25 protein-coding genes are annotated in these 25,312 nt (G+C 68.5%); 23 read left to right on the forward strand and 2 right to left on the reverse strand.

From position 1 onward, the window contains the following. Positions 1 to 55: 55 nt before the first annotated feature. From FHU39_RS01520 to FHU39_RS01555, 8 genes are all read left to right on the forward strand, one after another. Positions 56 to 1,009 (forward strand): septum formation family protein, encoded by a 954-nt coding sequence (locus tag FHU39_RS01520; protein WP_183318329.1) that lies wholly within the window; start codon positions 56 to 58, stop codon positions 1,007 to 1,009. Between the two features lie 5 nt (positions 1,010 to 1,014). Beyond that, positions 1,015 to 1,887, forward strand: coding sequence for a septum formation family protein (locus FHU39_RS01525; protein WP_183318331.1), 873 nt, complete (start codon positions 1,015 to 1,017; stop codon positions 1,885 to 1,887). Positions 1,888 to 1,936: 49 nt separating this feature from the next. After that, positions 1,937 to 2,938, forward strand: a complete 1,002-nt coding sequence (locus FHU39_RS01530) for a uroporphyrinogen decarboxylase/cobalamine-independent methonine synthase family protein (RefSeq protein ID WP_343065691.1) — start codon at positions 1,937 to 1,939, stop codon at positions 2,936 to 2,938. 372 nt (positions 2,939 to 3,310) lie between these two features. Then, positions 3,311 to 5,461: an NAD-dependent DNA ligase LigA gene (ligA, locus tag FHU39_RS01535; RefSeq protein WP_183320822.1), complete on the forward strand. Its 2,151-nt coding sequence runs from the start codon at positions 3,311 to 3,313 to the stop codon at positions 5,459 to 5,461. Positions 5,462 to 5,487: 26 nt separating this feature from the next. Then, a complete protein-coding gene (locus FHU39_RS01540) occupies positions 5,488 to 6,186 on the forward strand; it encodes a 4a-hydroxytetrahydrobiopterin dehydratase (RefSeq protein ID WP_183318333.1) in 699 nt (232 codons plus the stop codon). 92 nt (positions 6,187 to 6,278) lie between these two features. Further along, complete coding sequence (locus FHU39_RS01545; RefSeq protein ID WP_183318335.1) at positions 6,279 to 6,746, forward strand: mycothiol transferase; 468 nt, start codon at positions 6,279 to 6,281, stop codon at positions 6,744 to 6,746. Positions 6,747 to 6,788: 42 nt separating this feature from the next. Further along, positions 6,789 to 7,229 (forward strand): DUF6278 family protein, encoded by a 441-nt coding sequence (locus FHU39_RS01550; protein ID WP_183318337.1) that lies wholly within the window; start codon positions 6,789 to 6,791, stop codon positions 7,227 to 7,229. A gap of 23 nt (positions 7,230 to 7,252) precedes the next feature. After that, positions 7,253 to 7,957, forward strand: coding sequence for a nucleoside/nucleotide kinase family protein (locus tag FHU39_RS01555; protein WP_183318339.1), 705 nt, complete (start codon positions 7,253 to 7,255; stop codon positions 7,955 to 7,957). Positions 7,958 to 8,225: 268 nt separating this feature from the next. On the opposite strand, the gene FHU39_RS01560 is transcribed toward FHU39_RS01555, so the two are convergent. Continuing rightward, positions 8,226 to 8,870 carry a cytidylate kinase-like family protein gene (locus FHU39_RS01560; protein ID WP_183318341.1) on the reverse strand — a complete coding sequence of 215 codons (645 nt, stop codon included), beginning with the start codon at positions 8,868 to 8,870 and terminating at the stop codon, positions 8,226 to 8,228. A 150-nt stretch (positions 8,871 to 9,020) separates the two neighbouring features. Here FHU39_RS01560 and gatC point away from each other — a divergent pair, with 150 nt between their 5' ends. From gatC to FHU39_RS01600, 8 genes are all read left to right on the forward strand, one after another. Then, positions 9,021 to 9,317: an Asp-tRNA(Asn)/Glu-tRNA(Gln) amidotransferase subunit GatC gene (gene gatC / locus FHU39_RS01565; protein ID WP_183318343.1), complete on the forward strand. Its 297-nt coding sequence runs from the start codon at positions 9,021 to 9,023 to the stop codon at positions 9,315 to 9,317. Between the two features lie 8 nt (positions 9,318 to 9,325). Next, entirely contained in the window at positions 9,326 to 10,843 is a 1,518-nt protein-coding gene (gatA, locus tag FHU39_RS01570; protein WP_183318346.1) for an Asp-tRNA(Asn)/Glu-tRNA(Gln) amidotransferase subunit GatA, read from the forward strand. After that, positions 10,843 to 12,357, forward strand: coding sequence for an Asp-tRNA(Asn)/Glu-tRNA(Gln) amidotransferase subunit GatB (gene gatB, locus FHU39_RS01575; RefSeq protein ID WP_183318348.1), 1,515 nt, complete (start codon positions 10,843 to 10,845; stop codon positions 12,355 to 12,357). The genes gatA and gatB overlap by 1 nt, the downstream gene beginning before the upstream one ends. Positions 12,358 to 12,568: 211 nt before the next feature. Continuing rightward, the gene (locus FHU39_RS01580; protein ID WP_183318350.1) at positions 12,569 to 13,498 is read left to right on the forward strand and encodes a 2-hydroxyacid dehydrogenase; all 930 of its coding nucleotides are present in this window, start codon (positions 12,569 to 12,571) and stop codon (positions 13,496 to 13,498) included. A 12-nt stretch (positions 13,499 to 13,510) separates the two neighbouring features. Beyond that, entirely contained in the window at positions 13,511 to 14,035 is a 525-nt protein-coding gene (locus tag FHU39_RS01585) for a SixA phosphatase family protein (protein ID WP_183318352.1), read from the forward strand. 46 nt (positions 14,036 to 14,081) lie between these two features. Further along, entirely contained in the window at positions 14,082 to 15,935 is a 1,854-nt protein-coding gene (gene ilvD / locus FHU39_RS01590) for a dihydroxy-acid dehydratase (protein WP_183318354.1), read from the forward strand. A gap of 162 nt (positions 15,936 to 16,097) precedes the next feature. Further along, positions 16,098 to 16,589 carry a SigE family RNA polymerase sigma factor gene (locus FHU39_RS01595; RefSeq protein WP_183318356.1) on the forward strand — a complete coding sequence of 164 codons (492 nt, stop codon included), beginning with the start codon at positions 16,098 to 16,100 and terminating at the stop codon, positions 16,587 to 16,589. Between the two features lie 3 nt (positions 16,590 to 16,592). Beyond that, a complete protein-coding gene (locus FHU39_RS01600; RefSeq protein WP_183318358.1) occupies positions 16,593 to 17,354 on the forward strand; it encodes a hypothetical protein in 762 nt (253 codons plus the stop codon). 32 nt (positions 17,355 to 17,386) lie between these two features. Here FHU39_RS01600 and FHU39_RS01605 read toward each other — a convergent pair whose 3' ends face one another. Further along, positions 17,387 to 17,848, reverse strand: a complete 462-nt coding sequence (locus tag FHU39_RS01605; RefSeq protein WP_183318361.1) for a GNAT family N-acetyltransferase — start codon at positions 17,846 to 17,848, stop codon at positions 17,387 to 17,389. Positions 17,849 to 18,162: 314 nt separating this feature from the next. On the opposite strand from FHU39_RS01605, the gene FHU39_RS01610 reads away from it, so the two are divergent. The 7 genes from FHU39_RS01610 (at position 18,163) to ilvC (ending at position 25,242) form a co-directional block, all read left to right on the forward strand. Further along, a complete protein-coding gene (locus FHU39_RS01610) occupies positions 18,163 to 19,086 on the forward strand; it encodes a transporter substrate-binding domain-containing protein (RefSeq protein WP_183318363.1) in 924 nt (307 codons plus the stop codon). A gap of 27 nt (positions 19,087 to 19,113) precedes the next feature. Next, positions 19,114 to 19,866, forward strand: coding sequence for an amino acid ABC transporter permease (locus tag FHU39_RS01615; protein ID WP_343065692.1), 753 nt, complete (start codon positions 19,114 to 19,116; stop codon positions 19,864 to 19,866). Then, positions 19,863 to 20,561, forward strand: coding sequence for an amino acid ABC transporter permease (locus FHU39_RS01620; RefSeq protein WP_183318365.1), 699 nt, complete (start codon positions 19,863 to 19,865; stop codon positions 20,559 to 20,561). The genes FHU39_RS01615 and FHU39_RS01620 overlap by 4 nt, the downstream gene beginning before the upstream one ends. A 1-nt stretch (position 20,562) precedes the next feature. Next, positions 20,563 to 21,396 carry an ectoine/hydroxyectoine ABC transporter ATP-binding protein EhuA gene (ehuA, locus tag FHU39_RS01625; RefSeq protein ID WP_183318367.1) on the forward strand — a complete coding sequence of 278 codons (834 nt, stop codon included), beginning with the start codon at positions 20,563 to 20,565 and terminating at the stop codon, positions 21,394 to 21,396. Between the two features lie 354 nt (positions 21,397 to 21,750). Beyond that, on the forward strand, positions 21,751 to 23,574 hold the full coding sequence (locus FHU39_RS01630) for an acetolactate synthase large subunit (protein WP_246336139.1): 1,824 nt from the start codon (positions 21,751 to 21,753) through the stop codon (positions 23,572 to 23,574). Beyond that, positions 23,574 to 24,086, forward strand: coding sequence for an acetolactate synthase small subunit (gene ilvN, locus FHU39_RS01635; RefSeq protein WP_183318371.1), 513 nt, complete (start codon positions 23,574 to 23,576; stop codon positions 24,084 to 24,086). Before FHU39_RS01630 ends, ilvN begins: the two co-directional genes overlap by 1 nt. A gap of 121 nt (positions 24,087 to 24,207) precedes the next feature. Then, on the forward strand, positions 24,208 to 25,242 hold the full coding sequence (gene ilvC, locus FHU39_RS01640) for a ketol-acid reductoisomerase (protein WP_343065693.1): 1,035 nt from the start codon (positions 24,208 to 24,210) through the stop codon (positions 25,240 to 25,242). The last annotated feature ends 70 nt before the right edge of the window (positions 25,243 to 25,312 follow it).

A 25,312-nucleotide genomic window follows, 5' to 3' on the forward strand; every position in this document is an offset into this window, starting at 1 on the left:
GCCGTAACACCGGCTATCGTGGCGGCCGATCGAAGGAACATGAGGGGATCCGCCAATGGCTCTGACCAACCACCGACTGACGCGCCCGATACTGACCGTCGCGACCATCAGCACCGTGTGTCTCGGGCTGGCTGCCTGCGGCGGCGGCAACGACTCGCCGACGGTCGCGGCTCCTCCGAGCACGAGCAACACCTCGACGGCCCCGACGACGTCGCAGACCAGCTCTTCGTCGTCGGCGCCGAGCACCCCGGCGTCCGAGACCAGCGGCTCGAGCTCGGCGGCGAGCGGCGACACGGTCGCCGCCCACTTCGAGCCGGGCCAGTGTTATGACGACACCGTCAACTGGCAGGTCACGCCCTGCAACCAGTCGCACAAGCTCGAGGTCACCGCGGTCGTGAAGACCACCAAGGACGCCGACGACATGGTCAAGCGTGGCGTGCTGCGGACCTGGACCTGCAACAACGCCATCGCGGCATACGTCGGCAGCCCCACCGCCGGCTTCTCCCGGATCCTGGGTCAGCCGGTGCCGTCGATCATCGACCCGAACTCCGACAAGGAGATCGTCTGCGCCGCCGCGGTGGCCAAGCCGGACGACTCCGGCTACGAGCAGATCACCTACAAGCTGAAGAACCGCATCAAGGACAAGGGCTACGTCGACTACCGCATCTGCACCAGCGATCGGCCGAGCAAGTCGGACTCACCCAAGATCGTGCCGTGCAGCGATCCGCACAAGGCGGAGACCATCGGCGGCTACGTGATCGGCAAGGCCGACGGCAAGTACCCGGGTGGCAAGGCCGTCGACCAGTCGGCCCTCAAGCACTGTGTGCCGCTGGCCAAGACCTACCTCGGCACGGTCCGCGGCGACGTCATCGCCGCCGCGAACAGCACCGGCGAGGCCGGCTGGGTGAAGGGGACGACGATGACCGCCTGCTTCGTCGAGGCGACCAAGGGCACCTTCCTCAAGCCGCTCAAGGGCATGAAGGACAAGCCGCTGTCCAAGTTCCAGTGATCGTGATGCGCGGGTTCCTCGGAGCGGGCTGCCTGGCGCTGGCGTGCGTCGGCCTCGTAGGGTGCGGCGGCGGCAGCGGGCCGGTCGCGGTCACCAGTGCGGCGACACAGGACACCGCACCCACGACGGGCACCGTCGCGACGAGTTCGAGCAGCTCACCGGCCCAGCAGTACGTGGTCGGCCAGTGCTATCGGGACGACGGCTGGCAGCTCACCCCGTGCACGCAGCCGCACGAGAAGGAGATCACGGCGGTCGTCGACACGACGAGGTATGCCGACGACATGGTCATGCGCGGCGTGCTGCGCACCTGGACCTGCAACAACGTGCTGCCCGGGTATGTCGGCAGCTCCACCGCCGGGTTCTCGCGGATCTTCGCCACGTCGGTGCCCACCGCCGACGTACCGGACTCGGACAAGCAGATCGTGTGCGCCGCGAGCGTGGACAAGCCGGACGATTCGGGCGCGCAAACCGTCTCGTACACCGTGCGCGACCGGATCAAGGACAAGGGTTACGTGCCCTATCGCTTGTGCACGAAGGAACGGCCGAGTACGACCACGTCCGACTCGCTGACCTTCATCTCGTGCAACGAGCCGCACCAGGCGGAGACCACCGGGGGATTCGTCCTCGGCTCCCCGGACGGCCGGTATCCCGGTCTGAAGACGGCCCAGAGCGATGCGACCAACGAGTGTCTGCCGCTCGACCGGACCTATCTCGGCGTCGAGCACACCACCCAGGTCACCGCCTACTCCAGCATCACCGGCAAGACCGGCTGGGAGCGCGGCACCACGCTTGTCGGGTGCTTCATCGAGTCGACCAAGGGCACCTTCGTCAAACCGCTGAAGGGCATGAAACACCAGCCACTGTCGAAGTTCCGGTAGGCGGGCGCGAAGATCTCTTCATGAGCGGGCCACGAGAAGGGACGACGGCGTGAGCGACGAGGTGTCGGCCAGTGGCGTCGGATCGCTGCCGGGCAGCGATGTGCGGGGTGCGACGCAGTCGGTGCGGGAGTTGTATGGCGAGGGCGGCGTCCCCTACCTCCCGGAGCTTCCCGCGCGGGGGCCGGGTGCGGACCTCGTCGGGCGCACGGCAGCGCAGCTGGTCGGCCTTGCCGTCGACCTGCAGCCGTCCGGCTGGCGGCTGACGGACGGGTCCGGCCGCGACGCGTCGCGCGCCCGGTCCTTCCTGCGCGAGGACCTGGACGTGCTCGCCGAGGTCTACGACGGTTACACCGGACCGCTCAAGGTCCAACTGTGCGGCCCGTGGACGCTGGCGGCGACCCTGGAGTTGCCGCGTGGCGGGCGAGTGGCGGGCGACCCCGGAGCGACCCGTGACATCGTCCAGTCGCTCGCGGACACCGCGGTCGAACTGTTGACGAGCGTGCAGCGTCTCGTGCCCGGCGCGAGCCTGGTGCAGCAGTGGGACGAGCCGGCGCTGCCGGCGGTGCTCGCCGGCCGGCTGCCGACTGCCTCCGGGTTCGGCCGGGTCCCGGCGACCGATCCGTCCGTCGTGCGTGACGGGCTCACCCACATCACCGAAGTCGTGGCGTCCCATGTCGATGCGCAGGTGCTGCACTGCTGTGCGGCGGACGTGCCGCTGCCGCTCATCCGCCAGGTGTCCGCGCTCGAGCCGTCACTCGATGTCGCGCTGGTCCGCACCGCGCAATGGGACGGTCTGGCGGAACTGGTCGAGTCGGGCCGGCGGATCTGGGCCGGGATCATCCCGACGAACTCGACCGCGCGCCACCCCCGGGACCACGTGGAGCCGTTCATCGAGCAGTGGCACCGGGTCGGGCTGGAAACCGCGCTGTTCGAGCGGCTGGTCGTGACACCCGCGTGCGGCTTGGCGGGCGCCGCACCCGCTGACGCCATACGCATCGGCCGGCTGACCGTCGACGCCGCACACATGTTGCGCGACGCAGTCGCCGAGTGACCCCCGCGGGCGCCGCGACGCCCGTACGTGGGTCGCCCCAGTGGGGATTCCGGTGCGGGTGGTGGCGTCCCGGGCGTGCGTAGGTCGCCCCAGTGGGGATTCCGGAACGGCTACGGCGTCCCGACCGTGCGTAGGTCGCCCCAGTGGGGACTGCGGTGCGGGTGGTGGCGTCCCGGCCGTGCGTAGGTCGCCCCAGTGGGGAGTCCGGTACGGGCTGGGGCCTCCCGGGTGTGCGTTGGTCGCCCCAGTGGGGATTCCGGTGCGGGTGGTGGCGTCCCGGGCATGCGTAGGTCGCCCCAGTGGGGACTTCCTCGCCGGACGCCCACCACCGCCACGAGGTATGGCGCTGTGCTGTCGCCGCCATACGGCAGGATGGCAGCCGTGACCGAGACCGACGGCATCCCGACAGACATCCGGCACGAGTGGACCGAGCTCGCCGACGAGGTGCGGGGGCACCAGTTCGCTTACCACGTGCGCGACGCGCCCACGGTCAGCGATGGCGAATACGACCGGCTGGTGCGCCGGCTCAACGAGATCGAGGACGCCCACCCCGCGTTGCGGACGCCGGACAGCCCGACCCAGCAGGTGGGCGGCGCGATCTTCAACACCGACTTCACCGCGGTCAAGCACGCCGAGCGGATGCTCAGCCTCGACAACGTCTTCAGCGCCGAGGAGCTGGCGGCCTGGGTCGCGCGCGTGCAGCGGGAGGCCGGCGACCAGTCCTTGCACTTCCTGTGCGAGCTGAAGATCGACGGCCTGGCGATCAACCTCACGTACGAGAACGGCCGGCTGGTGCGCGGTGTGACCCGCGGCGACGGCACCACGGGGGAGGACGTGACCTCCAATGTCCGCACGGTCCAAGGCATTCCGCACAAGCTGACCGGGGAGGACGTGCCCGAGCTGGTCGAGGTGCGCGGCGAGATCTTCATGAGCATGTCGGACTTCGAGCAGCTCAACGCCTCCCTGGTCGAGGCCGGCAAACCACCGTTCGCCAACCCGCGCAACACCGCCGCCGGTTCACTGCGGCAGAAGGACCCGCGGGTGACCGCGAGTCGCGCGCTGCGGATGCTGGTGCACGGCATCGGCGCGCGTCGTGGGCTGGACATCCAGCGTCAGTCGCAGGCCTACGAGCTGCTGCACGCGTGGGGGCTGCCGACGTCCACGCACTACAAGGTGGTGCGCGCCCCCGAGCAGGTGCAGGAGTATGTCGAATGGGCCGGAGCCAACCGGCACTCGGTGGAGCACGAGCTGGACGGCGTCGTCGTCAAGGTCGACGAGGTGCCGGTGCAGCGTGCCCTCGGTGCGACGTCGCGCGCCCCGCGCTGGGCGATCGCGTACAAGTACCCGCCGGAGGAGGTCAACACCAAGCTGCTCGACATTGAGGTCAACGTCGGGCGCACCGGGCGGGTCACCCCGTTCGGGGTGATGGAGCCCGTCGTGGTCGCCGGATCCACGGTCGCGAACGCCACGCTGCACAACGCATCCGAGGTGAAGCGCAAGGGTGTCCTGATCGGCGACACCGTGGTGCTGCGCAAGGCCGGTGACGTCATACCCGAGATCCTCGGGCCGGTCGTCGACCTGCGCGACGGCAGCGAGCGGGAGTTCGAGATGCCGACGCACTGCCCGTCGTGCGGCACGCTGCTGGCCTACGAGAAGGACGGTGACAAGGACATCCGCTGTCCCAACTCGCGTAGTTGCCCGTCGCAACTGCGTGAGCGACTCTTCGGACTGGCCGGTCGTGGCGCGTTCGACATCGAGGCGCTCGGTTGGGAGGGCGCGGTGGCCCTGCTCGAGTCGGGTGTGCTGACCGACGAGTCCACCCTCTTCGGGCTGACCCGCGAGCGGCTGATCACGGTGCCGCTCTACACCCGCGCGGCGAAGAAGACCGACCCGGAGGACGTCGTTGTCGACGGAAAGGTGTTGTCCGCCAACGGAGTTCGTCTTCTCGACAATCTCGCCAAGGCCAAGGAGCAGCCGCTCTGGCGGGTGATCGTGGGGCTGTCGATCCGGCACGTCGGCCCGACCGCCGCACGGGCGCTCGCGACCGAGTTCGGTTCGATCGAGGCGATCCGGGCGGCATCCGTCGAGGACCTGGCGGCCGCGGACGGCGTCGGCGGCGTGATCGCGCAGGCCGTCACCGACTGGTTCACCGTCGACTGGCACCGTGAGATCGTCGAGCAGTGGGCCGCCGACGGGGTCCGGATGGCCGACGAGCGTGACGAGTCGATCCCGCAGACGTTGACCGGTCTGACGGTCGTCGTGACCGGCTCGCTGGAGCGCTTCACGCGCGACTCGGCCAAGGAGGAGATCATCGCGCACGGCGGCAAGGCGGCGGGCTCGGTCTCCAAGAAGACCTCGTATGTCGTGCTCGGCGCCAACGCCGGCTCCAAGGCCGACAAGGCGGAGCAGCTCGGCGTCCCCACCCTCGACGAGGAGGGTTTCGAGGCGCTGCTGGCGAACGGGCCGGAGCAGTCTGATCCTGAACCGCCGCCCGCGGACTCCCTCGAGCTGCCTGCGCGGTAGCAGCATCGCAGCTAGGGTCGTCCGGCATGGACATGCTGAAGGATGATCAGATCGTCAGGGCTCAGCTGGCCGACTGGCGCAAGCTGGCACAGGGGTTGCACGCCCGGTACCTCGTTGCGGACTTCGGCACCGGCGCACGATTCGTCAGCACCGTGGGGGAAGCGGGTGACGCCGTCGGGCACCACCCGAGGGTGACGATCGGCGACGGGTATGTCGACCTCCGGCTCGTCAGCCCTGACGCGATCTACCGCACCGACGACGGCACCGAACTCGTCGTCGAATGGGTCACCCAGCAGGACGTCGACCTCGCCAGGCGGATCAGTGGGATCGCTGCCGAGCACGGGCTCGACGCGGACCCGGCCTCGGTGAGTGTCATGGAGCTCGGCCTCGACACCCAGCACTCGGAGACCATCGCCCCGGTCTGGGCGGCGCTGCTCACCGGGGACCCCGAGTCCCAGGGTTATGGCTCACCCAGCGACGAGATCCGCGACGCCCGGGGCCGCGTTCCCAACCTCTGGTTCGGCGACGGCGAGGACTCGGCCCAGCGGTTCCACGTCGAGGTCTACGTCGCACCGGAGGCGGCCGAGCAACGGATCGCCGCAGCGGTCGCCGCGGGTGCGACCGTCGTCGACGACAGTGAGTCCCCGTCGCTCACCGTGCTCGCCGACCAGGACGGCAACAGGGGCGTCCTCTGCGTCGCCCTGTCTCCCGACGAGGCCGAGTAGCGACCGAGGAACCCTGCGGATCGAGTAGCGACCGAGGAACGAGGTCGCGTATCGAGATCGCGAAGCGGCAATAACGACAAGGAGTTTCACAGATGCCCGAAGAGGTTCCGCTGGACGTCGTGCTGGTGCACGTCGACCGTGCCCTGACCGGTATGGCGGCCACGCTGCGCGAGCTGGGTGACGACCTCGCCAACGCCGAGACGGGGCTGCCGGGAGGCAACACGGCATACCAGATCGTGCGGCACTGCTGCGGGGTCTTGGAGTTCTGGGGCGGTCAGGTGCTGGCCGATCGGGAGATCACGCGTGACCGTCCCGCCGAGTTCACCTCGTCCGGCTCCGTCGACGAGCTCATCCTGCTGCTGGAACGCCAGCGGGACGCCTTCACACAGGACCTCGCCGGGTTCGACGGTTCGGCGCCGCCACGCGGCCCGTTGCGTGAGCGGGACCTGGACCGGGACGAGGTGCGCACCCAGGGCGGTGTCCTGATCCACGTCTACGAGGAACTGTCCCAGCACCGCGGCCATCTGGACATCACCGCCGACATCGTGCGGGCTCGGTGACCGCCACTGGCGGGCGCCCGGTCTGCCTGCCACACTCGCCTTGTGTCTGGGTTGTGGCGGTCGTGGTTGCCCGGGCGAAAGCATGGAGCCGCCCGTGGTGTCGGCGTCTTCGGGCCATCCAGTGATGTCGACCCGGCTCAGCTCGTTGAACTGCTGGGTGAGTGCAAGGCGCTGCGCGGATGGGCAAGGGAGCACGACGTCGTCCTGGACGACACTCCCGGCAGCCTGCTCGGGCTGGATCAGCAACTCGACGCATGGAGCGCTGAGCCCGGGATCGGGCCGCGCCTGGGCAACGAGGTCGGCTGTTACCTCGGAACCGTGATCGTCAAGAACATCCCCGGTTCGGCATGGCGAGCGTGGCCGAACGGGCATCCTGTCGTACACCTGCGATCCGGCCGTGACCTCGACGTCATCGCCGAGGCTGCGCATCGAATGCGGTCGCGGCGCAGGAGCCTCAGCGAGATGTACAACGACGTGCGATAGACCGGGCTCGTAGAGTTGCGCAGGTGGATGGGCTGACTCTGCGCGAACGCGTGGTGACCCAACTGCTCACCGCGCTGCAAGCGGTCCGGCCGGACGAGCCGGCGTTGATCGCGATCGATGGTTTCGATGGCGTGGGCAAGACATATCTGGCCCAGGAACTCGCTGCTCTGGCGGATGCCGCGACCCGCCCCATCCTCAACGTGAGCATCGACGGGTTCCACCGACCGAAGGCTGAGCGCGTGGCCGCTGGCCTGGGGGCGGAGGGTTTCTACCGCGGTTCCTACCGGTACGACGTGTTCCGCGCGCTCGTGGTGGACGCTGCGCGGGCCCGACAGCCGATCACTCCGGCAGTCTGGGATGTGGACGCCGATGAAGCGGTCGACGTTGCGACGGTCGACGTCTCCTCGGACGTAATCGTCCTGGTGGACGGCATCTTCCTACAACGTCCCGAGCTCGCGGATGTGTGGGACGCCACGGTCTGGGTCGACGCACCACTCGAGATCACCGTGCCCCGGGGCAACGCGCGCTTCCCAGGAACCCATGACCCTGACCCGGAGGCGCCGGTCAACCAACGGTATGTCGGGGGCCAGCGGCTCTACCTCGCCGAGGCGGACCCGCGTTCACACAGCACGTGGGTGTTCGACAACACCGACCTCGAGCGGCCCACGCTGCGCAACCGGGCGGTGGAGGACGACCGGCATCCACATCGCCGACAGGCCCAGCAATGACCGAAAGGCTCAGAACGAGGACCCCAGCAGGGGCGCTATTACTGGGCCGGTCGGCGTTTTGTGGGCCTGTCGGTCAGCGGTGGTCCGATGCGGAGATCGAGACCTATCTGGACATCGACGACGGCAGGCTCGAAACGGGGCATGCCCGGCGGCGCGGTGAGGTGAGTCGCGGGGCGTCATACCCGCGAGAGAGCACTTGTCGTCGTTTCGAGGGTGCTGAAACGGCAACAAGTGCTCTCTCGACCAGTTGCGCGGGTCCAGCGTCGGATCAGGCGTGCTCGGTCGGCTGCTGCGCAGCCGTGAACGCCTGGTATGCCGCGAGAATGATGTCCACGCACTGGTCCAGCTCCAGCCGCGGGGTGTTGAGCTGCAGGTGGTAGAGCGCCGGGTCGTCGATGTCCCGTCCGTAGAGGTGCTGGACGTATTTCGCCCGGGCCGCGTCCACCTTCGGGAGGTTCTCCTCGGCGGCCTCCGCGCCGACGACGCCGAACTTCACCGCGGCCTGGATCCGCTCCTCGGGGGCGCCATACAGACGGATCCGCAGGACGTCGGTGCGACTCTGCATCGCGGCAGCCCCACCGCGGCCGAGGATGACGGCCCCCTTCGCCAGCGCTTCGCACATGATGCGGTTGGCGTCCGCGCGGAACTCCTGTGCCGCGGCGCCGTCGGCAGCGGCGATCGCGGCGCCACCGGCAATGGTGTCGGCGAGCGGCGCGAGGTTGCGGAAGAAGCGGTCGGCAAAGCTCAGTTTGCGTTCGCCCTCCTGTGCTTCGTCGAGGGACACCTGCAGATCCTGGGCGATCTGGGCGCTGATGGCCCGGTCGAGCATGGCGAAACCGAGGCGTTCGGCGACTCGCGGGGCGACCACACCACCCCCGGCGCCGTAGGCGGACGAAATGGTGATCCCTGGCATGACAGCCTCCTCGGAGAGCGACTTCGGAGAAACTTTGGTCTGCTATCAAGTTGTATCACTGTGCTGTGACCAGTGTGGCGTCCGAACCTAGCGGGCCGCAGGGTCCGGCCGGGCGCACCGTGCCGATGAACGCGAAATAGACTCGTCGCCATGTCTGCGCTCTCCCGCGACGAGGTAGCCCACGTCGCCATGCTCGCCCGCATCCAACTCACCGACGCCGAGCTCGACCGGCTGGCCGGTCAGCTGGACCAGATCGTCGGCTTCGTCGCGACGGTCGGCGAGATCGCCGCCGACGACACTCCGCCGATGTCGCACCCGCTGCCGCTGGAGAACGTCACCCGTGAGGACGTCGTGCGCCCGAGCCTGACGCCGGAGCAGGCACTGGCTGCCGCACCGAAGGCACAGGCCGAGCGCTTCGCCGTGCCGCGCATTCTGGACGAGGACTGAGGGACCCGATGACCGACTACACCCGGATGACCGCGGCGGAGATCGCCGCAGCTCTCGCCTCGGGCGACACGACGTCCGTCGAGGTCACCCAGGCCCACCTGGACCGCATCGCCGACGTCGACGGCGACATCCACGCCTTCCTGCAGGTCGACGCCGAGGGTGCGCTCGCTGCGGCCAAGGCGGTCGACGACGCACGCGCCGCCGGCGAGCAACTCGGCGCGCTCGCCGGCGTGCCGATCGCTGTCAAGGACATCCTGGCGACCAAGGGCCTGGAGACGACGGCGGGCAGCAAGATCCTGGAGGGCTGGATCCCGCCGTACGACGCGACAGTGGTGAGCAAGCTGCGTGCTGCTGGTATGCCGATCCTCGGCAAGACCAATATGGACGAGTTCGCGATGGGCAGCTCGACCGAGCACTCGGCATACGGGCCGACCCGCAACCCGTGGGACCCGGAGCGCATCCCGGGCGGCTCCGGTGGCGGCTCCGCCGCTGCGGTCGCCGCGTTCGAGGCGCCGCTCGCGATCGGCACCGACACCGGCGGTTCGATCCGGCAGCCCGCGTCGGTCACCGGCACCGTCGGCACCAAGCCCACCTACGGCGGTGTCTCGCGGTACGGCATCATCGCGCTGGCCAGCTCGCTGGACCAGGCCGGCCCGTGCACCCGGTCGGTGCTGGACGCCGCACTGCTGCACGAGGTGATCGGCGGCCACGACGTGATGGACTCGACGTCGATCGACGCGCCGGTGCCACCGGTCGTCGAAGCAGCCCGCCGCGGCGACGTTTCCGGTATGAAAATCGGTGTCATCAAAGGCATTTCGGGTGAAGGTTTCCAGCCCGGTGTCAAGCAGCTCTTCGACGAGTCGGTGCAATTGCTCGTCGATCGTGGCGCCAGTGTCGTCGAGGTCGAATGCCCCAGCTTCGAGAAGGGCCTGGCCGCCTACTACCTGATCATGCCGAGCGAGGCCAGCTCCAACCTGGCGCGCTACGACGCGATGCGTTACGGCCTGCGCGTCGGCCCCGAGGGTGTCGACAGCCCGAGCGCCGAGCAGGTCATGGCGGCCACCCGCGAGGCCGGGTTCGGTGACGAGGTGAAGCGCCGCGTCATCCTCGGCACCTACGCGCTGTCCGCGGGCTACTACGACGCCTACTACGGCCAGGCGCAGAAGGTCCGCACCCTGATCGCGCGTGACTTCGCGGCGGCATACGAAAAGGTCGACGTGCTCGTCACGCCCACGGCGCCGACCACGGCGTTCAAGCTCGGCGAGAAGCTGGACGACCCGATGGCGATGTACCTCAACGACGTCGCCACCATCCCGGCGAACCTCGCCGGAGTTCCGGGTATGTCGATCCCCAACGGCCTCGCGGCCGAGGACGGACTGCCCAGCGGTTTCCAGATCCTCGCACCGGCGACCAAGGACGAGCGACTCTACGAGGTCGCCGCGGCGCTCGAGGCCGCGTTGCACGACAAGTGGGGTGCGCCGATCCTGGCGCAAGCACCGGCTCTGGCAGGAAAGGCGGCCGGCTGATGACCGACGCAGTGATCGACTACGACGAGGCGCTCGCCACGTACGACCCGGTGATGGGTTTCGAGGTGCACGTCGAGCTCAACACCGACACCAAGATGTTCTGCGGTTGCGCGACCGTCTTCGGCGCAGAACCCAATTCGCACGTCTGCCCGGTGTGCCTGGGTCTGCCCGGTGCGCTCCCGGTGGTCAACGGCAAGGCCGTGGAGTCGGCGATCCGACTCGGCCTCGCACTGGGCTGCGACATCGCGTCCTGGTGCCGGTTCGCCCGGAAGAACTACTTCTACCCGGACATGCCGAAGAACTTCCAGACCAGCCAGTACGACGAGCCGATCTGCTTCGACGGCCACCTCGACGTGGAGATCCCGGCGGCGTCCGGCGAGGGCACCGAGACGTTCCGGGTGGAGATCGAGCGCGCCCACATGGAGGAGGACACCGGCAAGTCGCTGCACGTCGGTGGCGCCACCGGCCGGATCCAGGGCGCCGAGTACTCCCTCGTCGACTTCAACCGGGCCGGCATCCCGCTCATCGAGATCGTCACGAAACCCATTGAGGGTGCAGGGGATCGGGCACCTGAGATCGCGAAGGCGTATGTCGCCACCCTGCGTGACCTGGTCAAGGCGCTCGGCATCAGCGACGTGAAGATGGAGCAGGGCTCGGTGCGCTGCGACGCCAACGTGTCGCTGCGACCGATCGGCACCGAGAAGCTCGGCACCCGCACCGAGACCAAGAACGTCAACTCGCTGCGGTCCATCGAGCGCGCGGTGCGCTACGAGATCAGTCGGCAGGCCGCGATCCTCGACGGCGGCGGATCGATCACCCAGGAGACCCGCCACTGGCACGAGGACACCGGCGTCACCACGGCCGGTCGGCCGAAGTCCGACGCCGACGACTACCGCTACTTCCCGGAGCCCGACCTGGTGCCCGTCGCCCCGGCCGCCGAGCTGGTCGAGGAGCTGCGCGGCACCCTGCCCGAGCCGCCGGCGCAGCGTCGCAAGCGGCTGCAATCCGACTGGGGTTACAGCGATCTGGAGATGCGCGACGTCATCAACGCCGGCGCCATCGACCTCATCGACGAGTCGGTCGCTGCCGGCGCGACGCCGGCCGGTGCACGCAAGTGGTGGACCGGTGAACTCGCGCGGCGCGCCAACGTCGAGGGCAAGGCGATCGACGAGTTCAACGTCACGCCCGCGTACGTCGCCGAGCTGGACGGCCTGGTCAAGGGTGGCCGGCTCAACGACTCGATGGCCCGCCAGGTGCTCGAAGGTGTCATCGACGGCGAGGGCTCGCCGACCCAGGTGGCGGATGCCCGCGGGCTGGAGCTGGTCCAGGACGACGGCGCGCTCGAGGCGGCGGTGGACAAGGTGATCGCTGCCAACGAGGCGATCGCCGCCAAGGTCCGCGACGGCAAGCTCAACGCCGCCGGCGCGCTGATCGGTCAGGTGATGAAGGAGCTGAAGGGTCAGGCCGACGCGGCCAAGGCGCGCGAGCTGATCCTGGCCAAGCTGACCGGCTGACCGGCATCCCCAGTTCACCGGCATCCCCAGTTCACCGACAGGCCTACTAATCACCGAAAGGCTCAGCAAGTCCGGTCCAAAACGGGCTCGAACGACCGATATTTCTGAGCCGGTCGGTGGTTTGTGGGCCTCTCGGCTGGGGGTGTGCGCGGTCGGCGGTGACCTGGGCCGCTGTGTGGCGGGCGTGGCGGGTCGCGCTAGTTTTCGGGGCATGAGTGTCGTGTCGTTGCCGGAGGAGCACTGGGCCGCCGCGCTGGCGGATGTCGAGGGTGTGCAGCCGGTCGTGTGGGACATGACGGGGGCACCGCCGCGGGACGACATCGAGCTGGTCGTGCCGCCGTACATGAGCAACCCGAACCGGTTGGCCAGGCTCGCGGGGCTGCCGAAGCTGCGCGCGGTCCAGCTGGTGACCGCCGGGTTCGAGCACGCGCTGCAGTACCTGCCCGACGGCGTGGTCCTCGCGAACGGGCGCGGCATTCACGACACCTCGACCGCCGAGCTCGCGGTGGGCCTGGCGATCGCCGCGCAGCGCGGCATACCGCAGGCTGCTCGCGCCCAGGAGCACGGCGAATGGCTGCGGCTGGCCGGGCTACCGTCGTTGGCCGACCGCAAGGCCCTCATCGTCGGCTACGGGTCGATCGGGCTGGAGATCGCCAAACGCCTGGTGCCCATGGAGGTTTCGATCACCGCGGTGGCGTCGAGGGCGCGTGCGGGTGACGACATCGTCGACACGGTGCACGGCATCGACGAGCTGCCGGCGCTGTTGCCGGCACACGACGTCGTCTTCCTGATCCTGCCGCTCACCGATGCGACCCGGCACCTCGTCGACGCCGACTTCCTGGCCCGTATGCCGCCCAACGCGTTGCTGGTCAACGTCGCCCGGGGAGGCGTCGTCGACACCGACGCCCTGGTGGAGGCGTGTGCCAGCGGCCGGGTGCGTGCTGCGCTCGACGTCACCGACCCCGAGCCGCTGCCGGGCGACCACCCGTTGTGGCGGACCGACGGCGTGCTGATCACACCGCACATCGGCGGCGCGTCGACCGCGTTCGAACCGCGCGCCCTACGCCTGCTGCGCCGCGAACTGGCCCGTTTCGCCGCCGACGAACCCCTCCAGAACGTGGTTGCGACCGGCCCGCAATGACATGATCTCGGCATGACTGCAGCAACCCGCCAACTGGTCGTCATCCGCCATGCCAAGACGGCCGACCCCGGCGGCAGCCCGGATCACGAGCGTGCGCTCACCGAGCGCGGTCACGCCGACGCGCGGGCGATGGGCGAGTGGCTCAAGGAGCGGGGTGTCCGCGTCGACCTGGTGCTGTGCTCGACCGCCGTGCGCACCCGCCAGACCTGGGCGGACATCGTCGAGAGCAGCGGCCTCGGCGCGCTCGTCGACCACGACCGGCGCATCTACAACGCGTCCGCGGATCGGCTGCTGAACGTCGTTGCGCAGGAGGGCGGGTCGGCCCGGTCCATCGCGCTCGTCGGCCACGCGCCGGGTATGCCGGGGCTGGCCGCGACCCTCACCGAGGGCGCTGCGGAGGACCCGGACGGGCCGAGCCTGGACGGCGGCTTCTCGACCTGCACGGCGGCCGTTCTGGACGTCGAGGTGGCGTGGCAGGACCTCGCGCCGGGCACCGCGCGCCTGGTCGACATGCACACCGCACGCGCGTCCGACTGATGGGATGTCGTCCCAGTCCGTGGACGGCCGGTCGTACACTGGCGCCATGCCAGCTCTGAGGTCTCGTACAACTACCTTCGGACGCGCTGCTGCGGGCGCCCGCTCGCTCTGGCGGGCGACCGGCATGACGGACAACGACTTCGGCAAACCGATTGTCGCGATTGCGAATTCGTACACACAGTTCGTGCCGGGCCACGTTCACCTCAAGGACGTCGGCGAGATCGTGGCGGAGGGTGTGCGTGCGGCGGGCGGCGTACCCCGCGAGTTCAACACCATCGCGGTCGACGACGGCATCGCCATGGGTCACGGCGGCATGCTCTACTCGCTACCGAGCCGCGAGATCATCGCCGACTCGGTCGAATACATGGTCAACGCGCACACCGCCGATGCACTGGTGTGCATCTCCAACTGCGACAAGATCACCCCCGGCATGCTCAACGCCGCGATGCGGCTGAACATCCCGACGGTCTTCGTCTCCGGCGGCCCGATGGAGGCCGGCAAGTCCGTCGTCGTCGACGGCGTCGTGCACCCCTCGTCCGACCTGATCACGTCGATCTCGGCGTCGGCCGACGACAACGTCGACGAGGCGAAGCTCAGCGAGATCGAACTGTCCGCCTGCCCCACCTGCGGCAGCTGCTCGGGCATGTTCACGGCCAACTCGATGAACTGCCTGACCGAGGCCCTCGGCCTCGCGCTCCCCGGTAACGGCTCCACGCTGGCCACCCACGCCGCCCGCCGCGCACTCTTCGAGCGCGCCGGGCAGGTCGTGGTCGATCTGGCCCAGCGCTACTACGAGCAGGACGACCACTCGGCGCTGCCGCGCAACATCGCCACCTCGGCGGCGTTCCGCAACGCGATGTCGCTCGACGTCGCGATGGGTGGCTCGACCAACACGGTGCTGCACATCCTCGCGGCCGCGCAGGAGGGCGAGGTCAAGGACTTCGACCTCGCCACGATCGACGAGATCAGCCGGCGCGTGCCCTGCCTGTCGAAGGTGGCGCCCAACTCGTTCTTCCACATGGAGGACGTGCACCGCGCGGGCGGCATACCGGCGATCCTCGGCGAGCTGCGGCGCGCCGGCCTGCTGGAGCGCGACGTGACCACCGTGCACACGCCGACGCTGGAGAAGTGGCTGGACGAGTGGGACATCCGCTCCGGCAAGGCGACCGACGAGGCGATCGAGCTCTTCCACGCCGCACCCGGGGGAGTGCGCACCACGACACCGTTCTCCACCGACAACCGGTGGGCCGACCTCGACACCGATGCCGAGAACGGCTGCATCCACGACAAGGAGCACGCCTACACCGCGGAGGGCGGCCTGGCGATCCTGCGCGGCAACATCGCCCCGGACGGCGCGGTCATCAAGACCGCCGGCGTCGAGGAGGAGCTGTGGCACTTCGAGGGCCCGGCCCGCGTCGTCGAGTCCCAGGAGGAGGCCGTCGAGGTCATCCTCAACAAGGTCGTCCAGCCCGGCGAGGTTCTCGTCGTGCGCTACGAGGGCCCCGCCGGGGGCCCCGGCATGCAGGAGATGCTGCACCCCACCGCGTTCCTCAAGGGCACCGGCCTGGGAAAGAAGTGCGCCCTGGTCACCGACGGGCGGTTCTCCGGCGGCTCGAGCGGGCTGTCGATCGGGCACGTCTCACCGGAAGCCGCGGCGGGCGGGGCGATCGGTCTGGTCCGCGACGGTGACCCGATCCTCATCGATGTGGTCAGCCGCACGTTGCAGGTGCAGGTGGACGACGCCGAGCTCGAGCGCCGGCGCGCCGAGATGGAGGCCGCCGAGCGGCCCTGGCAGCCGGTGTCGCGTGATCGCGTGGTCACCAAGGCGTTGCAGGCGTATGCCGCCATGGCGACCTCGGCCGACCGCGGCGCCGTGCGTGAGGTGCCGACCCGCCACTGACCCACCACCGAACCGGCCGGCCCGGCTGCCCTTCTCCGGCAGCGGGGCCGGCCGTTCTCACCCCCGGCTGAAAAACTGTCGGGGACCGGGAACCGATCACCCTGCTGCGCGCTCTTGAGGGGTGACGGCACGTGGACAGCCACGTGAGGGAGGTATGGCGAGATGGCGTTCCGAACACCGCAGTGGGAGAGCGAGTTCACCGAGTTCTTCCTGGGGCGGCAACGCACACTGATGCGGACCGCCTACGCCATGCTGGGCAACCCGGCCGCCGCGGAGGACGCGGTGCAGACCACGTTCGTCGCGATCTACGCGCGGTGGCCGCGGATCCGGACCGGTAACCCGGAGGCCTACGCCCGGCGTGCCCTGATCAACACCTGCATCGCCGTATGGCGCTCGCGCCGGCGCGAATTCGCCACGGACCGGGTGCCCGAGCAGCCGGTCGCCGCCGACCACCAGCGTGCCGAACTCGTCGACGTGCTGACGCAGCTGCCGGAGCAGGACCGTGCCGTCATCGCCCTGCGCTTCCTGGAGGACCTGTCGGTGCGGGAGGTCGCGCAGGTGCTGCAACTGCCGGAAGGCACCGTCAAGAGCAGGACCGCGCGGGCGTTGGCCCGCTTGGAGACATCACTGGCACAACCGATCGAGGGGAACTGAGCAATGACTGTCGAGCAACTGCTGCGAGATCAGTTCGACCGAGCCGCCGAAGGGCTTCCGGGCCCCGACCTGGACGCGGTGCTGACCGGCGGCCGTCGTCATCGTCGTCGCCGGACCGTCGCCTACACCACCGGGACGGTGGTCGCGGTGGCCGCGGTCGCGGCAGCCGCCGTGCCGCTCGTGCACGCCGGCCGGTCGGCCGACACGCCGAAGCCGGCCGGACAGTTGAAGCACCTCGCGACCGCCAACCCGGTCGGCGAGCGGATGCAGGCGTCCGTGGCCGCCGCGGCACCCGAGCTGCCGGCGCCGTACAACGTCTACCCGAGCGACTGGAACCGCAACACACCGCTGCCGGCCGACCAGGCGGCGAATGCCACGGAGTGGCAGCTCTACTACCACCTGTCCAACGGCGAGACCCTGCTCGTCTACACCACCCTGAAGCTTCCGGGTCAGCCCGAGGCGTCGTGCGAGCCCAAGGACAAGACGTGTCACACGACGCAGGTCGACGGCGGGACGCTGATGAACTCCCGGCAGCAGCTGCTCGACCAACAGACGTTGCAACCGACGAGCACGCAGTTCCTCAGCACCTTCGTCGCGGGTGACGGGAGCCTCGTCAACGTCTTCGACACGGTGCCCGACCCGGACGCGTCGGCGGCCGCGCAGCAGCGGTCACTGACCGACGATCAGCTGAACCACATCGCCACGGCCGACGGACTGACCGTCCCCGCGCCCGCTGTGACGCCGCCGCCGCCCACTGAGCCGTAGAGGTCATCCGGCCCGAAACAGGCTGAGCCTCCTCACAGTTCGAGCTTCATCATCCGGTCGGTCGTCGTGAAACCGAGCGACTCGTAGAGGTTGATCGCGACGCTGTTGCCGCCGAACACGTGCAGGGAGAGGGTGCGATAGCCCTTCTCACGGGACCATTTCGCGGCTTCCTGCATGAGGGCACGCCCGTAGCCGTTGCCTCGCGCGGTGGGCTCCACCTGGATGTCGTAGATGAACGACTCGTCGGCGGGGTTTCCGCGGGGCGCCATCCACAGTCGTCCGACCCGCTCGCCGGCGTCATCGGTCGCGATGAACACCTCGTGCCCGGGGGTCAGTCTGCCGTCCGGGAAGTAGTGCGCGGTCTCCTGCTCGGACTGCCTGCGGGCCTCGTCGAGCGGCAGTCCGCCGTTGGTGTGTTTGTCCTCGGCGTACTCCCGCATGGTGGTCGCGATGTAGCCGGGAAGTTCCTCGTCGGTGATCGGTCGGATGTTCACAGACAGCGACTCTAACCGCACCCGATGTGACGCTTCTCACCGCGACGCGCCGCCGTAAACGGCTCGAAGGTCTCGAAGTCATAACGAAGATTTTCCGCCACACTCGGTCCGATACGGGTATCGTCGACATGTCGACAATGTGTCGTTTGTGCAGGTCAGGAGGCGTCGGTATGCCGCAATCGAGCCGCCAACGGGCAGCCGATCGGGTCATTTCCGCGCCGTTGAGATGTTCTGCGGGATCGACATAGCCTCGAAAAGTCCTATCCCCGGAGGTGCGTTTCTGTGGCTCCCCCCAAGTCGAAAGAGGTTCCAGCATGACGCTGCGTACCCGGCGTTCCGTCATTGCGGCCGCCGCAGTTCTGACCGCCAGCTCGCTCGCGCTCGCCGGCTGCGGTGGCTCCAGTGGGGGCAGCAGTGGCGGCGGTGGCAACGGCGGCGGCTCGACCCTGGCGAAGCTGCAGAAGGCCGGCAAGGTCACCGTCGGCATCAACGGGGAAGACCCGTACAGCTACTTCGACAAGAACGGCAAGCTGACCGGTGCGACCATCGCGCTGGACCGCGCCGTCTACAAGAAGCTGGGCATCAACACGGTCGAGGGCAAGAAGGTCGACTGGAACGCGCTCATCCCCGGTCTGAACGCCAAGCAGTTCGACGAGGTCAGCGCCGGCATGTCGGTCCTGCCCGATCGGTGCAAGCAGGCCGCGTTCAGCTACCCGGAGATCACCTACGAGACGGCGCTACTGGTGCCCAAGGGCAACCCGAAGCACCTGCACACCATGCAGGACATCAAGAAGACCGGTGCCAACCTGGTCACCGAGAACGGTGCCATCGAGGCCGGTTATGCCAAGGACCTGGGCATCCAGACCCAGACCGTCGGCTCGCCGCAGGACGGCCTGCAGGCGGTGGAGAGCGGTCAGGCCGACGTCTTCGCGCTGACCGCGATCTCGCTGCGCACCCTCGTCAAGACGCAGAACGCCGGCAGCAAGGTCGAGGTCACCAAGGCCTTCACGGCGACCGTCAACGGCAAGTTGCAGATCGGCGCCGGCGCCGCGGTCTTCCGCAAGAGCGACACCTCGCTGCTCAACGCCTACAACAAGGAACTCAAGAAGATCATCGACAACCCGGCGGAGTTCAAGAAGATCGTCGGACCGTTCGGTTTCACCGAGGCCGAGCGTCCCAAGGGCAAGACGGCGGACACCAAGTACCTGTGCTCCGGCCAACTCCCGGACGCGAAGTAGCCCCGACGGACCGGAAAGACACCGACCGTGTCTGAACTCATCACGATGTCCACGGGTGTGGTCGACACCTTGCGCGACCACTGGTCGGATCTGCTGGACGGCTTGCGCGTCACCCTCGAGCTGTCGGTGTTCGGCGGAGCGGTGGCCTTCGTCGTCGCCGTCGTCCTCGGGCTGGCCGCCATGTCGCGGTTCACGCTGCTGAGGGTGGTCTCCCGCATCATCGTGGAGTTCTTCCGCGGCACCTCGCTGGTCGTCCAGCTGTTCTTCTTCGCCTACGCCACGCCGGAGATCTTCGGGTGGGGTTCCCACCTGTTGCTCTTCGGCATCGCGGCGCTCGGCCTCAACTACGGGGCCTACGGTTCCGAGGTCGTCCGCGGCTCGCTGATGGCCGTCCCGCCGGGCCAGTGGGAGACGACGACCGCGCTTTCCATGCCGTGGCTCACCAAGGTGCGCCGGATCATCTGGCCGCAGGCCTGGGCGCTGATGCTGCCGGGGCTCAACAACCTGATGGTCATGCTGGTCAAGGGCACGGCCATCGCGTCGTTCATCGCGCTGCAGGACCTCACCGCGGTGAGCGACGACCTGCGCAAGGAGGGCGTTGCCACCTGGACCGTCTACGGGATCGCCTTCGTCATCTACTACCTGGCCGCCATGGCCTTCTCGGGGGTGCTGCGGTTGCTGGAGCGCAGAGCACAGCGACGGCTCGGCATGGGTAACACCCGCAAGCCCGAGGTCGATCAGGCCGTCGCGCTCGCACCGGCCGGCGGAGGTGGCGCATGATGCAGGCATCGGCGAGCTGGGACTGGAGCATCGCCCGCGAGGCGTTCCCGATCATGCTCGGGGCGTTCGTCAAGGTGACGCTGCTGGTGACCGTGGTCGCCTCGGTCCTCTCGGCGCTGCTCGGTCTCGTCTGGGCGATCGCCCTGCGGGAGTTGCCGCGCCCGGCGAGCAAGTTCCTGAGCTGGCTGCTCGGGGTGGTGCGTGGCACGCCGATCCCGTTGCAGTTGTTGATGGTCGACTTCGGCATCGCGACGCCGGCGGGCTGGCTGGCACATCTGCACCCGGACCAGCTGCAGCACCGGCTGATCATCCTCGGCATCGTGGTCTTCTCGATCCACTACTCGACCTACATGGCGGAGTCCTACCGGGCGGGCATCGACTCCATCCCCAAGGGCCAGTGGGAGGCGGCCACCGCCCTCTCACTGCCGCAGGCCCGGGTATGGCGGGCGGTCATCATCCCGCAGGCGCTGCGCGCAACGCTGCCATCGCTGGGGAACTGGGCGATCGCGATGTTCAAGGACACGCCGTACCTCATCGCGATCAGCGTCCCGGAGATGGTGTCCCAGGCCTACGAGATCGGCGGCAACCACTTCAAGTACATCGAGGTGTTCACGGTGGCCGGGCTCATCTTCCTGGCGGCGAGTTATCCGACCGCCATCCTCATGCGCCGATTGGAGAAGAAGCTTGCCTACTGACATGACCAAGGATCCGGAGCGACCGGCCGTGCCCGAGCCGGCCAAGAGTCCACCGGCCGCACCGAACGGCCAGCCGCGGATCGTGTTCGAGGACGTCGTGAAGCGCTTCGGCAAGGTGTCGGTGCTCAACGAGCTCAACTTCAACGTCGCCAAGGGTGAGCGCGTCACCCTCATCGGGCCGAGCGGCTCGGGGAAGACGACGATCCTGCGGCTGCTGATGACCCTGGAGGATCTCAGCGACGGCTACATCTTCGTCGACGGCGAGCCGCTGACGCACGCCAAGAACGCGTCGGGTAAGCGAGTCGCGTTGAAACCCAAGGAGGTTTCGCGGATCCGCAAGCGGATCGGGATGGTCTTCCAGCAGTTCAACCTCTTCCCGAACATGTCCGTGATCGAGAACGTCATGGAAGCGCCGGTGCACGTGCTCGGTCTGCCCAAGGAGGAGGCGCGCGCCCGGGCGCAGGGGTTGCTCGATCAGGTCGGGCTCGGCAACCGCGGGGACGAGCACCCGACCCGGCTGTCCGGTGGTCAGCAGCAGCGCGTCGCCATCGCACGGGCGCTCGCGATGGAGCCGGAGATCCTGTTGCTCGACGAGGTCACCTCGGCGCTCGACCCGGAGCTCGTCGGCGACGTGCTCGGTGTGCTGCGCGACGTCGCCGAGAACACCGACATCACGATGTTGCTCGTCACCCACGAGATGCAGTTCGCCCGGGATGTCTCGCACCGGGTGATGATGTTCGACGGCGGCCGCATCGTCGAGGAGGGCGTGCCCGACCAGATCTTCGGCAACCCCCGCGAGGAGCGGACCAAGAAGTTCCTGCGGGCGGTGCTCTGACCGCAGGGCAGCGCGGCGGATCCGGCGACCGTTGCCGGTTGTGCACGCGGTCCAAGGGTGGGGCAAGTCACACGTCCAGATCCTGAGATCAGCATCTCAGAATGTTGACGCTCCAGGGTCGGCGCACGACACTGGAGCGGTGGCACGAATTCTCGTACTTCCAAGGCGCGCAAGCTGATTCATTCGGCTCGCGCGCTGACCCTCACTGCCCGGACTCCGGGATGAGGGTTTTTTTATGCGCGAGCGTGCTTCCGAAGAGTTAAGGACGACAAGGTGACAACTCAGAGTCCGGCCGCAGGACGGCCAATGACACCAGAATCTGACGCGGAGATGAGGAACGAATCCGCGCGTCAGATGCCGACACCAGCAGACGTGGTGCCCGCCGCCAAGCGCGCGGCGGCTCCCCAGGAGGTGACCGGTGCCCAGAGCCTGGTCCTCGCGCTCGAGGCGGCCGGTGTAGAGGTCGTATTCGGGATCCCCGGTGGCGCCATCCTGCCGGCATACGACCCACTGCTGGACTCGGTCAAGGTCCGTCACATCCTGGTGCGCCACGAGCAGGGCGCCGGTCACGCGGCCGAGGGTTACGCCTCGGCGACCGGCAACGTCGGGGTGTGTATGGCGACCAGCGGCCCCGGCGCCACCAACCTGGTGACCGCCATCGCCGACGCCTATATGGATTCGGTGCCGATGGTCGCGATCACCGGCCAGGTCAACTCCCGGTTCATCGGCACCGACGCCTTCCAGGAAGCCGACATCCGCGGCATCACCATGCCGATCACCAAGCACAGCTACCTGGTCACCAAACCCGGTGATGTGGCGACCGCGATCAAGGAGGCGTTCCACATCGCGTCCAGCGGCCGGCCGGGGCCGGTGCTGGTGGACATCACCAAGGACGCCATGGTCGGCAAGACGACCTTCGAGTGGCCCGCCGACATCGCGCTGCCCGGCTACAAGCCGGTGACGCGCCCGCACCACAAGCAGATCCGCGCCGCGGCCAAGCTGATCCGCGAGTCGAAGCGGCCGGTCTTCTACCTCGGTGGAGGCATCGTGCGCGCCGAGGCGTCCGAGCAGCTGCGTGCGCTGGTCGACCTCGCCGGCATACCGCTGGTCACCACGTTGATGGCGCGCGGCATCGTGCCCGACAGCCACCCGCTGCACCTCGGCATGCCCGGCATGCACGGCTCGGTCGCCGCGGTCACCGCGCTGCAGAAGGCCGACCTGCTGATCGCGATCGGCACCCGCTTCGACGACCGGGTCACCGGCGATCTGGCGTCCTTCGCGCCGGGTGCCAAGGTGATCCACGCCGACATCGACCCGGCCGAGATCTCCAAGAACCGCGTCGCCGACGTCCCGATCGTCGGTGACGCCCTGGCCGTCATCGAGGACCTGACGGTCGCGGTCCGCGCCGACCAGAACGCCGGCCGCGCACCCGATTTCACCGCCTGGCAGAAGCGCACCCGCGGCTGGGCGGACACCTACCCCCTGGGCTACAGCCCTGCCGAAGATGCGACGGCGATCCCGCCGCAGTACGTCATCGAGCGGATCGGCGCGCTCACCGGGCCCGACGCGGTGTATGCCGCGGGCGTCGGCCAGCACCAGATGTGGGCGGCGCAGTTCGTGAAGTACGAACGCCCCAACGCCTGGCTCAACTCCGGCGGCCTCGGCACGATGGGCTACTCGGTGCCCGCCGCCATGGGCGCGAAGGTCGGCGAACCCGACCGGATCGTCTGGGCGATCGACGGGGACGGCTGCTTCCAGATGACCAATCAGGAGCTGGCCACCTGCGTCATCAACAAGATCCCGATCAAGGTCGCGGTCATCAACAACTCCAGCCTCGGCATGGTGCGCCAGTGGCAGACGCTCTTCTACAACGAGCGCTACTCCAACACCGACCTGCACACCTCGGCCGCCGGTTCGCGCGTCCCGGACTTCGTCAAGCTGGCGGAGGCCTACGGCTGCGTCGGTCTGCGCTGCGAGAAGGCCGAGGACGTCGACGCCACGATCAAGAAGGCGCTGGAGATCGACGACGTGCCGGTCGTCATCGACTTCGTGGTCGAGCGGGACGCCATGGTGTGGCCGATGGTGCCCGCCGGGGTGAGCAATGACCTGGTCACCACCGCACGGGCGATGACGCCGGTGTGGGATCGTGACGACGACGCTGCAGAGGGAGCACACTGATGGCACGCCATACCTTGTCGGTGCTGGTGGAGGACAAGCCCGGTGTGCTGGCACGCATCTCCGGACTGATCTCCCGGCGCGGCTTCAACATCGACTCGCTCGCCGTCGGTCCCACCGAGAACGACGACGTCTCCCGGATGACGATCGTCGTCGACGTCGACGAGACGGCGCTGGAGCAGGTGACCAAGCAGCTCAACAAGCTCATCGAGGTGCTCAAGGTCGTCGAGCTGGACGACACCGCCTCCGTGCAGCGTGAGCTGCTGCTGATCAAGGTCCGGTGTGACGCGCACAGCCGGGCGGAGATCGTGCAGATCACCCAGATGTTCCGCTGCAACGTGGTCGACGTCGGCCTCGACGCGGTGGTCATCGAAGCGACCGGCACCCCTGGCAAGCTGGAGGCGCTGCTCGACGTGCTCGAGCCCTACGGCGTCCGGGAGATCGTGCAGTCCGGCCTGGTCGGTGTCGGCCGGGGCGGCAAGTCGATCACCGACCGCGGGCGTCGCAGCGCGTAGCTCGCCGGCGCCATACCCCAGCGGTGGCCGCGTCGCGACGAAGGAGCGCATGGGCCCCCGCGTGAAATCTGAATCCACAAACGTACCAACGTAATTCACAAAACGAACCAAGGAGAATCCAGTGGCCGAGATGTTTTATGACGACGACGCCGACCTGTCGGTGATCCAGGGCCGCAAGGTCGCCGTCATCGGCTACGGCAGCCAGGGGCACGCGCACGCTCTGAACCTGCGCGACTCGGGTGTCGACGTCCGCATCGGCCTGCGCGAAGGCTCGAAGTCCACCGAGAAGGCCGAGAACGAGGGCCTGCGGGTGCTGCCGGTCGCCGACGCGGTCAAGGAGGCCGACGTCGTCGTCATCCTGGCGCCCGACCAGGTGCAGCGCACCGTCTACGCCGAGGAGATCGAGCCGAACCTCAACGACGGTGCCGCGCTCGTCTTCGGCCACGGCTTCAACATCCGCTACGGCTACATCAAGCCCAAGGCGGACGCCGACGTGCTGATGGTGGCGCCCAAGGGCCCGGGTCACATCGTCCGCCGTGAGTATGTCGACGGGCGTGGCGTGCCGGTCGTCCTCGCCGTGGAGCAGGACGCGTCGGGCACCGCCTGGGATCTCGCGAAGTCCTACGCGAAGGGCATCGGCGGCCTGCGTGCCGGCGGTATCAAGACCACCTTCACCGAGGAGACCGAGACCGACCTGTTCGGCGAGCAGTCCGTCCTGTGCGGTGGCGCGTCGCAGCTGGTGCAGTACGGCTTCGAGGTGCTGACCGAGGCCGGTTACCAGCCGGAGGTCGCCTACTTCGAGTGCCTGCACGAGCTGAAGCTGATCGTCGACCTGATGATCGAGGGCGGCATCGCCAAGCAGCGCTGGTCGATCTCCGACACCGCCGAGTTCGGTGACTACGTCTCCGGACCGCGCGTCATCGACCCGCACGTGAAGGAGAACATGAAGGGTGTCCTCGCCGACATCCAGGACGGCTCGTTCGCCAAGCGCTTCATCGACGACCAGGACGCCGGCGCGCCGGAGTTCCTCGCCTTCCGCGAGAAGGCCGCCCAGCACCCGATCGAGGCGACCGGCAAGCAGCTGCGCAGCCTGATGAGCTGGCTGAAGGACAACGACACCGACACCGACTACGTCGAGGGCAGCGCCGCCCGGTAGCCGATGCGTATGACGAGAGGGGCGGGTGCCGGCCGGGCGCCCGCCCCTCTCGCGTGCCTGGGGGCGTCCC

This window comes from Flexivirga oryzae, assembly GCF_014190805.1.
In the GTDB taxonomy this organism is placed as follows: Bacteria; Actinomycetota; Actinomycetes; order Actinomycetales; family Dermatophilaceae; genus Flexivirga; species Flexivirga oryzae.

Coding starts and splice junctions, on each gene's coding strand:
- ilvN (WP_183318371.1), top strand. CDS start 23,574: ATGGCACGCCATACCTTGTCGGTGCTGGTGGAGGACAAGCCCGGTGTG.
- FHU39_RS01610 (WP_183318363.1), top strand. CDS start 18,163: ATGACGCTGCGTACCCGGCGTTCCGTCATTGCGGCCGCCGCAGTTCTG.
- ligA (WP_183320822.1), top strand. CDS start 3,311: ATGGCAGCCGTGACCGAGACCGACGGCATCCCGACAGACATCCGGCAC.
- FHU39_RS01540 (WP_183318333.1), top strand. CDS start 5,488: ATGGACATGCTGAAGGATGATCAGATCGTCAGGGCTCAGCTGGCCGAC.
- FHU39_RS01630 (WP_246336139.1), top strand. CDS start 21,751: ATGCCGACACCAGCAGACGTGGTGCCCGCCGCCAAGCGCGCGGCGGCT.
- ilvD (WP_183318354.1), top strand. CDS start 14,082: ATGCCAGCTCTGAGGTCTCGTACAACTACCTTCGGACGCGCTGCTGCG.
- FHU39_RS01560 (WP_183318341.1), bottom strand. CDS start 8,870: ATGCCAGGGATCACCATTTCGTCCGCCTACGGCGCCGGGGGTGGTGTG.
- FHU39_RS01595 (WP_183318356.1), top strand. CDS start 16,098: ATGGCGTTCCGAACACCGCAGTGGGAGAGCGAGTTCACCGAGTTCTTC.
- FHU39_RS01620 (WP_183318365.1), top strand. CDS start 19,863: ATGATGCAGGCATCGGCGAGCTGGGACTGGAGCATCGCCCGCGAGGCG.
- FHU39_RS01545 (WP_183318335.1), top strand. CDS start 6,279: ATGCCCGAAGAGGTTCCGCTGGACGTCGTGCTGGTGCACGTCGACCGT.
- FHU39_RS01525 (WP_183318331.1), top strand. CDS start 1,015: ATGCGCGGGTTCCTCGGAGCGGGCTGCCTGGCGCTGGCGTGCGTCGGC.
- FHU39_RS01600 (WP_183318358.1), top strand. CDS start 16,593: ATGACTGTCGAGCAACTGCTGCGAGATCAGTTCGACCGAGCCGCCGAA.
- gatC (WP_183318343.1), top strand. CDS start 9,021: ATGTCTGCGCTCTCCCGCGACGAGGTAGCCCACGTCGCCATGCTCGCC.
- FHU39_RS01520 (WP_183318329.1), top strand. CDS start 56: ATGGCTCTGACCAACCACCGACTGACGCGCCCGATACTGACCGTCGCG.
- gatB (WP_183318348.1), top strand. CDS start 10,843: ATGACCGACGCAGTGATCGACTACGACGAGGCGCTCGCCACGTACGAC.
- FHU39_RS01580 (WP_183318350.1), top strand. CDS start 12,569: ATGAGTGTCGTGTCGTTGCCGGAGGAGCACTGGGCCGCCGCGCTGGCG.
- ehuA (WP_183318367.1), top strand. CDS start 20,563: ATGACCAAGGATCCGGAGCGACCGGCCGTGCCCGAGCCGGCCAAGAGT.
- gatA (WP_183318346.1), top strand. CDS start 9,326: ATGACCGACTACACCCGGATGACCGCGGCGGAGATCGCCGCAGCTCTC.
- FHU39_RS01585 (WP_183318352.1), top strand. CDS start 13,511: ATGACTGCAGCAACCCGCCAACTGGTCGTCATCCGCCATGCCAAGACG.